Origin of the sequence: Streptomyces sp. NBC_00448 (assembly GCF_036014115.1) — a bacterium.
In the GTDB taxonomy this organism is placed as follows: domain Bacteria; phylum Actinomycetota; class Actinomycetes; order Streptomycetales; family Streptomycetaceae; genus Actinacidiphila.
The window spans coordinates 8454998-8469192 of sequence record NZ_CP107913.1; the positions used below are offsets into that span (position 1 = coordinate 8454998).

13 protein-coding genes are annotated in these 14195 nt (G+C 73.3%); 8 read left to right on the top strand and 5 right to left on the bottom strand.

All coding sequences use genetic code 11. The features are described 5' to 3' along the window. Window positions 1-2: 2 nt before the first annotated feature. Window positions 3-1283 carry a phosphodiester glycosidase family protein gene (locus OG370_RS36495; RefSeq protein ID WP_328471960.1) on the top strand — a complete coding sequence of 427 codons (1281 nt, stop codon included), beginning with the start codon at window positions 3-5 and terminating at the stop codon, window positions 1281-1283. A gap of 178 nt (window positions 1284-1461) precedes the next feature. Here OG370_RS36495 and OG370_RS36500 read toward each other — a convergent pair whose 3' ends face one another. Beyond that, a complete protein-coding gene (locus OG370_RS36500) occupies window positions 1462-2334 on the bottom strand; it encodes a LysR family transcriptional regulator (RefSeq protein WP_328471962.1) in 873 nt (290 codons plus the stop codon). A 168-nt stretch (window positions 2335-2502) separates the two neighbouring features. Here OG370_RS36500 and OG370_RS36505 point away from each other — a divergent pair, with 168 nt between their 5' ends. Further along, window positions 2503-3078, top strand: coding sequence for a nuclear transport factor 2 family protein (locus OG370_RS36505; protein WP_328471964.1), 576 nt, complete (start codon window positions 2503-2505; stop codon window positions 3076-3078). Between the two features lie 24 nt (window positions 3079-3102). Here OG370_RS36505 and OG370_RS36510 read toward each other — a convergent pair whose 3' ends face one another. Further along, window positions 3103-5298 (bottom strand): MDR family MFS transporter, encoded by a 2196-nt coding sequence (locus OG370_RS36510; protein ID WP_328471966.1) that lies wholly within the window; start codon window positions 5296-5298, stop codon window positions 3103-3105. A gap of 119 nt (window positions 5299-5417) precedes the next feature. Between OG370_RS36510 and OG370_RS36515 the strand changes: the two genes are divergently transcribed. Beyond that, complete coding sequence (locus tag OG370_RS36515) at window positions 5418-5816, top strand: RNA-binding S4 domain-containing protein (protein WP_328471968.1); 399 nt, start codon at window positions 5418-5420, stop codon at window positions 5814-5816. A gap of 54 nt (window positions 5817-5870) precedes the next feature. Here the strand turns inward: OG370_RS36515 and OG370_RS36520 are convergent, their stop codons facing one another. Further along, entirely contained in the window at window positions 5871-6278 is a 408-nt protein-coding gene (locus OG370_RS36520) for a VOC family protein (protein WP_328471970.1), read from the bottom strand. A gap of 206 nt (window positions 6279-6484) precedes the next feature. Between OG370_RS36520 and OG370_RS36525 the strand changes: the two genes are divergently transcribed. Together OG370_RS36525 and OG370_RS36530 are read left to right on the top strand one after the other, a co-directional pair. Then, entirely contained in the window at window positions 6485-6928 is a 444-nt protein-coding gene (locus OG370_RS36525) for a MarR family winged helix-turn-helix transcriptional regulator (protein WP_328471972.1), read from the top strand. A gap of 36 nt (window positions 6929-6964) precedes the next feature. Continuing rightward, window positions 6965-8152, top strand: a complete 1188-nt coding sequence (locus tag OG370_RS36530; RefSeq protein WP_328471974.1) for a thiolase family protein — start codon at window positions 6965-6967, stop codon at window positions 8150-8152. Window positions 8153-8231: 79 nt separating this feature from the next. Here the strand turns inward: OG370_RS36530 and OG370_RS36535 are convergent, their stop codons facing one another. Further along, a complete protein-coding gene (locus OG370_RS36535) occupies window positions 8232-9299 on the bottom strand; it encodes a glycoside hydrolase family 11 protein (protein WP_328471976.1) in 1068 nt (355 codons plus the stop codon). Between the two features lie 578 nt (window positions 9300-9877). Here OG370_RS36535 and OG370_RS36540 point away from each other — a divergent pair. Continuing rightward, window positions 9878-10747 carry a metallophosphoesterase family protein gene (locus OG370_RS36540; protein WP_328471978.1) on the top strand — a complete coding sequence of 290 codons (870 nt, stop codon included), beginning with the start codon at window positions 9878-9880 and terminating at the stop codon, window positions 10745-10747. Next, window positions 10744-11448 (top strand): 4'-phosphopantetheinyl transferase family protein, encoded by a 705-nt coding sequence (locus tag OG370_RS36545; RefSeq protein ID WP_328471980.1) that lies wholly within the window; start codon window positions 10744-10746, stop codon window positions 11446-11448. The genes OG370_RS36540 and OG370_RS36545 overlap by 4 nt, the downstream gene beginning before the upstream one ends. Window positions 11449-11493: 45 nt before the next feature. On the opposite strand, the gene OG370_RS36550 is transcribed toward OG370_RS36545, so the two are convergent. Next, on the bottom strand, window positions 11494-12543 hold the full coding sequence (locus tag OG370_RS36550; protein ID WP_328471982.1) for a LacI family DNA-binding transcriptional regulator: 1050 nt from the start codon (window positions 12541-12543) through the stop codon (window positions 11494-11496). A 327-nt stretch (window positions 12544-12870) separates the two neighbouring features. Here OG370_RS36550 and OG370_RS36555 point away from each other — a divergent pair, with 327 nt between their 5' ends. Beyond that, window positions 12871-14163: an alpha-L-fucosidase gene (locus OG370_RS36555; protein WP_328471984.1), complete on the top strand. Its 1293-nt coding sequence runs from the start codon at window positions 12871-12873 to the stop codon at window positions 14161-14163. Window positions 14164-14195: the final 32 nt, after the last annotated feature.

Below are 14195 nucleotides of genomic sequence, written 5' to 3' on the forward strand. Positions count from 1 at the left end.
GCATGACGATCGCGGAACAGCAGCCCGACGGTGACACCGCCGACCCGGCGGGCGGCGGCCCCGGACGCAGACCGCGCAGGCGGCTGCTGCCCTGGAAGCACCGCCGCGACCTGACCCCCGCGCAACTGCGCCGCCGCCGCATCGTCACCCGCGGCGCGCTCGGCGTCTGCCTGGTGTGCGCCGGCACCATCGGCTGGTCGGTCGGCAGGGCGCTGACCTACCCCGGCAGCGACAGCACCGAGGCCCGCCTGGCGGAGTGGGCCCGCGACCACGAACTCGGCTTCGTGGTCGACAAGCTGGAGAACGTCCAGTACCGGATGCACCCGCCGAAGGTCGGCGGCACCCTGTCCGCCGACGCGCTGGCCCGGATGAAGGCCACCGCGGGCGCCACCGCCGCGGCAGGCGCGGCTTCGGGCGCGGTGCCCGGGAGCAAGGGCGCCGTCCACGGTCAGCCCCTGGTCGCGCTGCGCGCCCCCATGAAGCCGCCGGTCAGCCCGGCCCTGCCCGGCGAGGGCGTCTACCGCACGCTCAGCAGCGCCCACGGCGAGCCCATCGTCCAGGGCACCTATGTCCGCCCCGACGGCGACCACACCTCCTACGAGGCCGCCGTCGCCTGGATCAGCGGCAAGTACGCCCGCTTCCAGCTCCACCCCGGCTTCATGGAACCCGGCGGCACCTTCGACGTGCCGCCCACCATCCCCAAGGGCCGGCGCACCGGCCTCGTCGCCACCTGGAACGGCGGGTTCCGGATCACCGACGGCGGCTCCCGCGGCGGCTTCTACCTCGACGGCAAGACCGACGGCGAACTGCGCGACGGCGCCGCCTCCGAGGTCTTCTACAAGGACGGCTCCATCAAGGTCGGCGTCTGGGGCCGGGATGTGCGCATGACCCCCGACGTGGTCGGCGTACGCCAGTGCCTGCAACTCATGGTCGACGGCGGCAAGGTCGTTCCCGACATCGACGACGACTCCAACTGGGGCGTCAGCGACCAGGGCGGCATGTTCGTGCCCCGCTCCGGCGTCGGCGTCACCGCCCAGGGGGACATCATCATGGTCGTCGGCCAGGCGCTGAACGCGCAGAGCCTCGCCGACCTCATGCAGCGCGCCGGCGCCGTCCGCGCCATGCCGCTGGACATGAACCGCGCGTGGCCCTCCTTCATGTCCTACGACAGCAGCCACGACCCGGCGAACCCCAAGCCCACCAACATTCTCGACTTCGAGGACCCGCCGGACCGCTACTACGTCCAGGCCACCCGCGACTTCGTGGCGGTGTACGCGCGCTAGCCGAGCGGACCCTCCGGGGTGGCCGGTCCCGTCCCCGCGGTTCCCCGCCCCCTGGTAGGTGCGGCTCCTTCCGCGGAAGGAGCCGCAACCACCAAGGGGCGTGGGGAACGGCGCGCGTAACCCTCCACCGGCAGGTGATCCCGGAACCGACAGAACCGGCCACCCCGGGGGGACACGGCTAGCCAGCAGCCGCGACAAATGCCCGGATACGCGCGTTGACGCGCGACGTGCGCCAGACCGGACCCCACTCCAGGGACGGCGTGTCGTGGAACGGCACGTAGGCGACGTCGGGCCGGGCGTGGAAGCGCGTGGCGTGCGCCCCGACCGGGAAGACCCCGAGACCCGCACCCACCAGCGTGAGGATCTCCTGGAAGGTCGCCGCCGAACGCCCCGCCGTGATCGCTCGGCCGCCCGGCGTCAACCGCGGCGAACCCGGCTCCCGCCAGTGATCCGGCAGCGAGCACGGCGCCTGGAGCACCTCCACCCGGGCCAGGTCCTCCACCGACACCGAGCCGCGCTGGGCGAGCGCGTGCCCGGCCGGCACCGCCAGCATCCGCGGCTCCGACAGCAGCACCGGGCCGTTGGCCAGATCGGGACCGGTCAGCGGCAGGCACGCGATCAGCACGTCCAGCCCGTCGGCCCGCAGCCGCTCCAGCGCCTCGCCCATCTGCACCTCGCGGATCTCCACCTCGCACTCCGGGTACCGGGTCCGGAACGCCTCCGTGGCGCGGATCATCAACTGCCCGGCCGCCGCCCCCACGAAGCCGACCCCCAGCCGACCGCTCACCCCGCGCCCGGCCGCGACCGCCGTGGCCAGCGCCGCCTCCAGCCGCTCGAACGCCGGGCGCAGGTCGTCGTGGAGCCGCCGCCCGACCGGGGTCAGCGCCACGCTGCGGCTGGTCCGCTCGAACAGCGGCGCGCCCACCCGCCGTTCCAGCTTTCCGATCACCTGGCTGACCCGGGCCGTCGTCACCCGCAGCCGGACCGCGGTCCGCCCGAAGTGCAACTCCTCGGCCAGCGTCAGGAACGCCTCGATCTCGTACCGCTCCACGCCTGGCCTCCGTTCCCCCCTGCCGGCCCTGCCCCCGACTCCGACCGCCCCCGGCCACAACCGCGCCGCGGGGATGCCCTTGATCCACCGACAAGTATTAAATCCCACTTAACGATCGTTGAGCCAACGGCGATTGATCGGCCGGGTCCGGGCCCGCAGCCTGGACGCATGCACCTCTCCCGCACCCCGCTCGGCACCGACGCCGCGGCCGCCACCCGCACCCGGCCGTACACCCTCGACGCGCGCCGCACCGAGGACGCGGTCCGCGAACTCGCCGACCGCGCCGAGATCACCGACGCCCTGTACCGCTTCGGCCTCGGCCAGGACCTGCACGACCGCGCCCTGTTCCGCTCCGCGTTCGCCGACGACGCCACGCTCGACTTCGGCCCGGCCGCGGCGGCATGGGGCGGCCACAGCCCCGTGATGACCGGCGCCGACACCATCGTGGAGACGATCCTCACCGGCTTCGACGGCCGCGTCGGCACCAGTCACACCGTCAGCAACCCGCGCGTCGCCGTCGCGGCCGACCGCGGCAGCGCCGAACTCACCGCGCTGGTCGAGGCACAGCACCTCCTCACCGCCGACCCTACGACGTACGCGCTGCTGAAGAACCTCTACGCGGTCACGCTCGTCCCTGCCGGGGACGGGTCCGCGGGCGGGTTCGGGGCCGGGCGCTGGCTGATCCGCACCCTTCGGATCGACAACATCTGGTACAGCGGCGACCCGGGCGCCGTCTTCGGCTGATCCGTGCGTTGCAGGGTGGGCCGCTCAGCCCAGGGCCGGCGCCGGGCGGTCCTCGCCCAGCTCCGGACGGTCCCCGCCCAGGTCCTCGGCGAGCAGCCGCTTCGCGATCGCGTCGGACGCCGCCCGCAGGTCCGCCGTCGACGGCCGGCCCCAGTCGCTCTCCAGCCGCTCGTTCAGCCACCGCGCCCATGCCTCCGTCAGCGCCGACGCCTCCCGCTCCCCGGCCGCCGTCGTGGACACGAACGTCCCGTCGAGCGTCAACCACCCGTCCGCGGCGGCCCGTTCGAACGCGGGCAGCAGCACCTCCGGCGGCAGCCGGCGCCGCGCCGCGATCATGTTCACGTTCGCGTGCCCCACCACCCGCGTCAGCACCACCACCTGCATCACCGTCCACGCGCCCAGCACGTCCAGCCGGGTGTCGGCCCCGCTGAGGATCTGCCGCGCGGCCGCCGGACCCGACCCGTGCATGATCTTCGCCACCGCCGACTCCAGCAGCTTCTCGGAGTCGCCGGTGCTCGGCTGCGCGAAACCCTCGCCCATGTCCGTCGAGGCCGCCCGCGCCGAGTCCCGCAGCGGCACCTGCTTCAGGAACAGCGCCACCACGAAACCCACCGCCGCGACCGGCACCGTCCACAGGAACACCGTGTGCAGCGAGTCCTGGTACGCCCGCACCAGCGGCGCGGCCTGCGCGGCCGGCAACCGGTGCAACCCCTCCGGGCTGCCCGCCGCCCGCGCCAGCACCGCCGGCGACGCCCCCGTCTCCCGCGCCGCGCGGGCCACGCCCCGCGCCAGGTTCGGCCCCAGCGCGTTGGCGTAGATCGTGCCGAACACCGCGGTGCCGAACGCGCTGCCCAGCGTCCGGAAGAACGTCACCCCCGACGTCGCCGTACCCAGATCCGCGTACTCCACCGTGTTCTGCACCGCGATCGTCAGCACCTGCATGCACAGCCCGATGCCGACCCCCAGCACGAACATGTCGACCGACTCCGCCGCCGCCCCCGAGCCGGCCCCCATCCGCGACATCAGGAACAGCCCCACCCCCATCACCAGCGACCCCGCCACCGGGAACCACCGGTACCTGCCGGTCTTGCTGATCACGTTCCCGCTCGCCACCGACGCGATCAGCAGCCCCACCACCATCGGCAGCGTCCGCACCCCCGACAGGGTCGCCGAGTCCCCGTCCACGTACTGCAGATACGTCGGCAGGAACGTCATCGCGCCCAGCATCGCGAACCCCACCACGAAGCTCAGCACCGAGCAGACCGCGAACACCGGGGTGCGGAACAGCCGCATCGGCAGCATCGGTTCGACCGCCCGCGTCTCCGCCACGCAGAACAGCGCCAGCCCCACGACCCCCGCCACGAACAGCCCCAGGATGACCGGCGAGCCCCACCCGTACGCGTTGCCGCCCAGGCTGGTGGCCAGGATCAGCGCGCTCGCGCCCACCGCGACCAGCCCGATGCCCAGGTAGTCGATCACCGGCCGGCCCGCCGCCCGCACCGACGGGATGGTCCGCGCCGCCGCCAGCACCACGACGACGGCGATCGGCACGTTGACGTAGAACGCCCACCGCCAGGTCAGGTGATCCGTGAACAGCCCGCCCAGCAGCGGCCCGATCACCGTCGCCACCCCGAACACCGCGCCGATCGCGCCCTGGTACTTGCCGCGCTCGCGCAACGGGATCACATCGGCGATCAGCGCCATCGCGGTCACCATCAGCCCGCCCGCGCCCACCCCCTGCACCGCGCGCCACACGATCAGCAGCGTCATGTTCGTCGCCAGCCCGCACAGGAACGACCCCGCGACGAACACCACCGCGGACACCTGGAAGACCAGCTTCCGGCCGAACAGGTCGCCGAACTTGCCCACCAGCGCGGTCGCGACGGTCTCCGCCAGCAGGTACGACGTCACCACCCACGACATGTGCGAGGCCCCGCCCAGATCCGCCACGATGGTCGGGAGCGCGGTGCCCACGATCGTCTGGTCGAGCGCGGCCAGCAGCATTCCGAGCACGATCGTGCCGAACACGACGTTGCGCTGCCGCACCGGCAGCACCGGTGCGCCCGAGCCCGGCCCGGGCCCACCGGCACCGGGTGTCCCCGCACCTGGTGTGCCCGATCCCCGCGGGCCCGGGCCCGGGCCCGCTGCTCCCCGGCCCGCTGCCCCCTCGCCCGCCGGGTCGTCCGCCGCGTCCACCGGCCCCACCGCGTCCGCACTCATCCGGCCACCCTCACACGCCCCGCCCGGCGCCGGCCGGACCGCGCCCACCTGGCGCAACGTCGCCACCCATCCGGCCGATGCCGTGAAAACCGCTGGACGCCCGCCGTAGGCTTCATCCCATGGCGGCAGAACACGAGCAGCTCGGCGGCACCGTCCGCGTCGATGCCTGGATCTGGTGCGTACGGCTCACCAAGAGCCGGTCGCAGGCGGCGACCGCCTGCCGGGCCGGCCACGTCAAGGTCAACGGCGAGCGGGTCAAACCCGCGCAGGCGGTCAAGGTCGGCGACGAGGTGCGGCTGGTGCACGCCGGCCGCGAGCGCGTCGTGGTCATCTCCCGCCTGCTCGCCAAGCGGGTCGGCGCCCCCGTCGCCGTCGAGGCGTACGTCGACAACAGCCCGCCCCCGCCGCCGCGCACCGACGCGCTCGCCCTCGGCGTACGCGACCGCGGCGCCGGCCGCCCCACCAAGCGCGACCGCCGCGAACTGGAACGCCTGCACGGCCGCGGCCCCCGCGACTGACCGTCCCCACGCATCGACGGCCCGGACGGCGGCGACCTCCGTCGAGGGGTCGGGTCAGTAGGACTGGAACTCCAGCAGGTTGCCGTCCGGGTCGCGCAGGTGGGCGGTGCGCGTGGTGGGGCCCCATTCGGGGCGGGCGGTCGGGGGAGCGACCGGGGTGCCGCCGTGGCGCAGCGCCAAGTCGTACGCGGCCGTCACATCGGACACGCGGCTTACCAGCATCGCCCGGTCCTGGGCGGCGGGGGGTGAGGCGGGCAGGGAACCGGTGCCGGCGACCTCGGCCATGGCGGCGCGGTCGAAGAGCATCAGCAGCCCCTCGGTGCCGATGTCCCAGCTCGCGTACGGCCCGTCCGGACCACCCCGGGTGAGGGTGGCGCCGAGCAAGGCGGGCAGCACGTGGTCGTAGAAGCGGAACGTGGCTCCGAAGTCGCCGACGAGCAGGCGCGGGTGGAGGGCGTCCATGGTGGGCTCCGGGGTGACGGGTGACGGGTGACGGGTGACGGGCGGTGCGAGCCAATTAGTGGGTGTGCACCCATGATGGGGCGAGCCTAGCGCAGGTGAAGGGGCACCACCCATTGTGGGGCCGCCCTTTCATGGGTGCGCACCCACCAAGGGCTTCCCCCCATCAATGGCCCCACCCATCATGGGTCACCGCCTACACTGCCGGAATGGACCCCCGCACACCCCCCAGCCTCAGCGAACTCACCACCTACCTCCTGTCGAAAGCCGGCAAGGAGGCCCGCTCCCGCCTCGCCGAACGCCTCGCCGAGGAAGGGCTGCGGCTGTGGCACATGGCGGTCCTCGCCGCCCTCGCCGACTTCGGCCCGCACGCCCAGCGCGACCTCGCCGCGCGCGTGGCCATCGACGCCAGCGACATCGTGAAGGTCGTCGACGACCTGGCCGAGGCCGGCTACGCGGAGCGGGCCCGCGACTCCGTCGACCGCCGCCGGGTGAATGTCGCCATCACCCCCAAAGGCCGCACCGCCCTGAAGCGGCTCCGCCTGAAGGCCGGTGTCGTGCAGGACGAGATCCTCGCCCCGCTGGACGGCGACGAGTGCGATCAGCTGCACGCGCTGCTCAGCCGGGTGTACGACGGGCTCGACTCGGCATAAACTCACACTGCTAGTTTCTCGTCCGAGGAGTCCGCGATGCGCCCAGTCCACTTCGCCGCCGCCCGCCGCACCCCGATCGGACGGCTCCGCGGTGCGCTCGCCACGGTCCGGCCGGACGACCTCGCGGCCACCGCGATCCGCGGCCTGCTGGACGGGGTTCCCGCGCTCGACCCGGCCCGGATCGACGACGTGTACTGGGGCGCCGCCAACCAGGCCGGCGAGGACAACCGCAACGTGGCCCGGATGGCCGTGCTGCTCGCCGGCCTGCCCGACACCGTGCCCGGCGCGACCGTCAACCGGCTGTGCGCCTCCGGCATGGAGGCCGTCACCTCCGCCGCCCGCATGATCGCCGCCGGCGAGGCCGACATCGTGCTGGCCGGCGGCTCGGAGTCCATGAGCCGCGCGCCCTTCGTCCTGGCCCGCCCCGACGAGGCCCTGCCCCGCGCCCTCCAGACCCACGACACCCGCCTCGGCTGGCGCCTGACCAACCCGCGGATGCCGGAACTGCACGGCGTGCTGGCCATGGGCGAGACCGCCGAGGAGGTCGCGGAGCGGTACGGCGTCAGCCGCGCCGACCAGGACGCCTTCGCGCTGCGCAGCCACCGCAACGCGGCCGAGGCCCGTAAGAACGGCCTGTTCGACGCGGAGATCCTGCCCGTCGCCCGCCCCGACGGCGTGGTCGTCAGCCAGGACGAGAGCATCCGCGAGGACACCACGGCCGAACGCCTCGCCGCCCTCAAGCCCGTCTTCCGCGCCGGCGGCACCGTCACCGCGGGCAACGCCTCGCCGATGAACGACGGCGCCGCCGCGCTCCTGCTGGTCAGCGAGGACGCGCTCGCCGACCTCGGAGTGGAGTCCCTGGGCCGCTACGCCGCGGGCGCGAGCACCGGAGTGCACCCCGACGTCATGGGGATCGGCCCCGTCCCGGCCACCCGGCGCGCGCTGGACCGGCTCGGCCGCGGTATCGACTCCGTCGAAGAGGCCGAGTTCAACGAGGCGTTCGCCGCCCAGGCGCTCGCCTCGGTACGGCAACTCGGCATCGACCCCGACCTGGTCAACCCCACCGGCGGCGCGATCGCGCTCGGCCACCCGCTCGGCTGTTCCGGCGCCCGTATCCTCACCACCCTCCTGCACCGGATGCGCCGCACCGGCGCGGCGCGCGGTCTGGCCACGATGTGTGTGGGCGTCGGCCAGGGCTCCGCCGTCCTCGTCGACCGGGCCTGAAGCGCGCCACCCGCGAGCGGGCGCACCGCGCCACAGGGGTGTGGCGCGGTGCGCTGCTGGGGAGTTCGGGTCGGGACGGTCAGGACGCGCTGCACGAGACGGACGGCCAGGTCCATGTCCCGTTGGTCTGGATCGTGACGCCCCAGTTGTTCCCGTTGCCGTTGGGGGTGGCGGTGAGTACCTGGCTGCTGGGGTAGGCGGCCGAGATGTTCCAGGTCGCGATGATCTTCTCGGGGGAGGGGACGTTCATGGTGACCGTCCAGTTGGCGGCGCCGCTCACCGTGACATCGAGGTTGTACCGGTCGCTCCACTGCTCGCCCGCGGACAGGGTCGCGGTGCAACCGGTGCCCCCGCCGCCGCCCGTGGTGCCGCCGGTGGTCGAACCGCCAGTCGTGGAGCCGCCGGTGGTGCTGCCCGTGGTGCCGCCGCCGCTGCCGCCCACCGTGATGTTGGAGTTCCCGCTGCTCTGGTAGCCCTCGGTCGCGAGGATCTGGTAGTTGAAGGTGCCGAGGTTCATGCCGTCGCGGGCCCACGCGTCGAAGTGGTTGCCCGCGGTGATGGTGCCGCCGGTCCGCTTGGCCTGCCGGACGCTCCAGTACTGGTTGAAGGTCGCGGTGCCCTCGATGGAGGGGGCGTTGGTGCGCGTCGTCTCGTAGATGTCGTACGTGCCGCCGTCGCTGGTGACCGTGCCCTTGTAGGTGCCGGTGGGCCGGTAGGTGCCCCAGTTGTCCACGATGTAGTACTCGACGAGCGGGTTCGTGGTCCAGCCGTACAGCGACAGGTAGGCGTTGCCGGACGGGTTGAAGCTGCCCGAGTAGCTCACGTTCTGCCGGGAGCCGGTGCTCCAGCCCTTGCCGGCGACGAAGTTCCCGACGTTGCTCCACGAGGTGCTGTAGTTGCCGCCGGAGCCCAGGTCCATCGAGACCGACCCGCCGCCGTCGGTCCAGAACGAGTAGTAGTAGCCGTTGTCGGTGCCGGTCTGGCTGGTCGTGATGATCGTGTCGGCGTTGGCGGTGCCCGGCAGGATCAGCGCCGCCACGGCGACCAGGACGACGGCGCAGGCACCGCCGATGAGCAGTCTGAGGCGGCCGGGCAGGTCGAGCCGCGCGCGGGCGCGGCTCGCGGGGCGTACGGGTGTGTCGTTCATGTGCGTGCTTCCTCCTGGTGAAGGCGGGTGGGGGGCCGGGCAGCGTGGAACGACCCTGCGGGCTGTCGGTGTTCGGGCGTGACGGCGACCGCGCGTCGGCTCGTACGACGCGGCCGGGACCGACCGGTCGCCGTCGTACGGACGGCGACCGGAGGACCGGGCCGTGGGGGTGGCCCGGGTCGACGACGGTGGAGACCTGTCGACGGCGAACAGTGTTGGTCGGGCCGGTCGGGCTGTCAACACTTTCGGCATGAATGGCGAAAGAGTCGCCGTCAACCAGGTCTGCCTCGGGGGCAGTTCATCCCAGGTCAATTGCCCTTGTGGGCGAGGCTTGTTCGGCCGCGATCCGATGTGCTCCGAAATATGTGGTCCGGTTCGCGGGTCGACAGTGCCGAAAGTTTCGACCTGGTGACCGATCATGCTGTACGGCGTGTGAGCGAGCGAGCGCGCGGAGGTGGCGGTCCGTCACCCGTACGGGCACGGGCCGGCCGTCACCACCGCGGCGGCGCGGACCGGAAAACACCGGCACACGGGCGAAGTCGGCCCGCGGGCGGGAACCGTCTGGGAGGATCGGAACCGTGCAGACATCGACCGCCGGCGCCCCGCACCTCCTCGCGATCAGCGACCTGCACGTCGGCTACGAAGCCAACCGCGACATCGTGGAGAAGATGCGGCCCGGCGGCGAGGACGACTGGCTGATCGTGGCCGGCGACGTCGCCGAGCAGGTCGAGGACATCCTGTGGGCGCTGCGCACCCTCAAGGAGAACTTCGGCACCGTCATCTGGCTGCCCGGCAACCACGAGTTGTGGACCCCGCCCAAGGACCCGGTGACCCTGCGCGGCGAGGCCCGCTACCGGCACCTGGTCGAGGAGATCCGCCGGCTGGGCATCGTCACGCCCGAAGACCCGTACCCGATCTGGGAGAGCGCCACGGGCCCCGTCGCGGTCTGCCCGATGTTCCTGCTCTACGACTACACCTGGCGCGACGGCACCCCCGGCGCCACCACCAAGAAGGCCGCGCTCGACCACTCCAGCGAGCTGGGCGTGGTCTGCACCGACGAGATGCTGCTGCACCCCGACCCGCTGCCCGGCATCGACGACTGGTGCCGTGCCCGCGTCGCCGCGACCGCCGACCGCCTGTCGGCCCTCGACCCCGGACTGCCCACGGTCCTCGCCAACCACTGGCCGCTGCACCGCGATCCCACCAGAGTGCTGCGCTACCCGTCGTTCGCGCTGTGGTGCGGCACCGAACTCACCGAGGACTGGCACGTCCGCTTCCGCGCCACCGAGGTCGTCTACGGCCACCTGCACATCCCGCGCATCACCTACCGCGACGGCATCCGCTTCACCGAGGCGTCGCTCGGGTACCCGCGCGAATGGGGCGCGCGCGACGCCGGCCCGCTCGGCCCGCGCCGCATTCTCGCCGGCCGCCCCGGGGCCGGGCGATGATCGAGCACCTGCTCCCCGCCGCGGTCCGCACCCGGGCCGCCTACGGCGACGAACTCGACCGCGTCCCGCTCCACCCCGAGGAGGAGCCCGCCGTCGCCCGGGCCGTGCCCAAACGCCGGGCCGAACACGCCGCCGGGCGCGCCTGCGCGCGGGAGGCGCTCGCCGCGCTCGGCCTGCCCGCCGGCCCGATCCCGCGCGACAACGCCGACCGCGGCGCCCCCGTCTGGCCCAAGGGCGTCGTCGGCAGCATCACGCACTGCGAGGGATACCGGGCCGCCGCCGTGGCCCGCGCCGCCGACATCCTCGCGCTCGGCATCGACGCCGAGCCCGACGGCCCGCTGCCCGACGGTGTCCTCGACGTCATCCACTCCACCCCCGAAGAGCGCGCGGCGCTCGCGGAGTTGACCGCCGCGAAGCCCGAAATGCACTGGGGGCGGCTGCTGTTCAGCGCCAAGGAGACCGTCTACAAGGCGTGGTACCCGTACCACCACCGCATGCTCGGCTTCGAGGAGGCCGAACTCCTGCTGGCCCACGACCAGTCCGCGTCCGGTCCGGCCCGCGGCACCTTCACCGCCCGTGTTCTCGTGCCCGGCCCGCTCCTCGCCGACGGGGTCGGCCCGGCCCTCTTCACCGGCCGCTGGATCGCCCACGCCGGCCTCGTCGCCACCGTCATCGCGATCCCGGCCCCCTCGGAGAGCTGAGCGGCGCCGGCGCGAACGGTCGGACGGAGGGGCGGGGGCAGACGGTCAGGCGGAGTGGCGGCGGACCAGGGTGGTCTTGAAGATCACCGAACGGAGCTGCTGGGCCGGGTCGTCGATCAGTGCGAGCAGCAACCGGGCCATCTCCGCGGCCATGTCCTCCACCGGCTGCCGCACGGTGGTCAGCAGCGGGCGGGAGGCGGTCGCCGCGCTGCTGTCGTCGAAGCCGACGACGGCGATGTCCTCCGGCACCCGGCGGCCCAGCTCGCGCAGCGCGAGCAGCGCGCCCTGCGCCATCAGGTCGTTGGCGACGAACACACCGTCGGTGTCGGGGTGTTCGGACAGCAGCGCGCGCATCGCCGCCTCGCCGCCCTCCTGCGTGAAGTCGCCCTCGATGTCGGGCGCGTACGGGTGGCCGTGCTCGGCCATCGCGTCGCGGAACCCGGCCAGCCGGTCCCGGCCGGCCGGTGAGTCGTACGGGCCGGCGATGGTGGCGATCCGGGTGCGGCCCAGGGACACCAGGTGCTCGACGGCCAGTTTGACGCCCGCCTGCTGCGCGATGTCCACGAAGCTGATCGGCACCCGGGTGGTGGGGCGGGCGAACAGCACCGTCGGCAGCCCCGCCTCGGTGAGCAGGAGCGGCAGCGGGTCCTCGGGCGCTATCGACACCAGCACCACGCCGTCGATGTGCTGCTGGCGGAGGTTGTCGACGAGTTCGCGCCGCACGTCGTCGGAGTCGGCGAGCATCAGCACCGGGTGCACGCCCCGCGGCCGCAGCACCGTCAGCAGGCCGCCGACGATCCGGCCGAAGAACGCGTCGCTGAACACCCGTGCCATGAAAGGGTCGTCGGCCGGGTGCTCGGGCACCGAGAAGACCAGCGCGACCGAGTCGGTGCGACGGGTCACCAGGGTGCGGGCCGCCCGGTTCGGCACGTAGCCGGTCTGGGCCACCGCCTCCTGGACCACCTTCTGGATCTCCGGGTCGACGTTCCGCGTGCCGTTGACCACCCGGGACACCGTCGCCCGCGACACCCCCGCGGACCGTGCGACGTCTTCGAGGGTGGGCAGGCGCGGACGGCCCGGACGGCTGGTGGTCATAACTGCCTTTATACCACGACGGGAGAGCGCTCTCCCGTTGGCCCTGGGCGACGACAACCCGCAGATGGGGCGGGGTGCGGCGGCCCCCCGCCGACTGCTGAGCCCCGCTCCGCGCCGCGGGCCCGGGGCCTGCGGTGCCGCTTTCGTGCTGCTGTCGTGCCGCGTTCTTGCGGCATTCCTGCCTCCTTTTCGCCTCCTTCCTGCTGCCTTTCTGCGGCCTTCGATGCCTCCTTCCTGCCGCCTTCCTGCGGCCTTCGCGTCGGCGGGGATTGATCGGCGGCGCCGGCGGACTTAGGGTCGAGGCCGTCCGGTCACACCTCCGATGTATTGGAGCGGTTGCGGCTCATGCCCATGCAGCCCTGGTTCCCCGACGCCAAGCTCGGCATCTTCGTGCACTACGGCGTCTACGCGGTCGACGGCGTCCCCGAGTCATGGGCGTTCTACGACGGCCGGGTCAGCCACGAGCAGTACCTGGGCCAGCTCGGCGGGTTCACCGCGTCGCGGTACGAACCGGATACCTGGGCGCGGCTGTTCGCCCGCGCGGGCGCGCGGTACGCGGTGCTCACCGCCCGCCACCACGACGGTGTCGCGCTGTGGGACACCGAGCAGCGGGGCCTGTCGGTGGCGCGCGACACCCCGGCCGGCCGCGACCTGATCGGCGGATACGCCGACGCGCTGCGCGCGCACGGCCTGCGCGTCGGGCTCTACTACTCGCACTCGGACTGGTCGCACCCGGACTACCCGACCGTCCGCCACCCGTCGCCGCCGGCCGAGATCCCGGTCAACGACAACCGCTTCAGCGCCCCCGCGCCGGGCGCGGAGGACCCCGCCGCGTGGCGCCGCTACCTGGCCTACCGCAACGCGCAGGTAGCGGAGTTGACCACCCGCTACCGCCCCGACCTGCTCTGGTTCGACGGCGAGTGGGAGCGGTCCGCCGAGCAGTGGGGCATCGACGCGCTCGCCGACGAGATCCTCGCGGCCACCCCGGAGGTGGTGCTCAACTCCCGCATGCTGCACCGCGGCGACTACGCCACGCCCGAGCAGGGCGTCCCGCTGCAAGCGCCGGAGGGCCCCTGGGAGTTGTGCCTGACGGTCAACGACTCCTGGGGCTACCAGCCGCACGACCACCGGCAGAAGTCGGTCGGCCAGCTCGTGCGCTACCTCGCCGAGACGGTCGGTGCCGGCGGCAACCTGCTGCTCGACGTCGGCCCGCGTGAGGACGGCACGATCACCCCCGAGCAGATCGCCCGCCTGGAGGGCCTGGGCGAGTGGGTCTCGCGGCACGCGGACGCGGTGTACGGCACGGTGGCCGGACTGCCGCCGGGCCACCACTACGGCCCCAGCACCCTTTCCGCCGACCGCCGGACCCTCTACCTGACCTGTTTCGACCCGCCGCGCGAGACGGTGTCGGTGCGCGGTCTGCGCAACGCGGTGCGCCGGGCCACCGTGCTGGGCACCGGGAGTGAGCTGGGGCACCACGTCACCGGCGGGCTGCACGACGTGCCCGGCGTGCTGTGGATCGACGCTCCCGCGCCGGGCGACGTCGACCCGTACGCGACGGTGCTGGCGCTGGAGTTGGACGGGGAGCTCGACCTGTACCGGGGGACCGGCCGGGACTGAACCTCGGGTTCGCCGCCTGCCGCCTGCCGCCC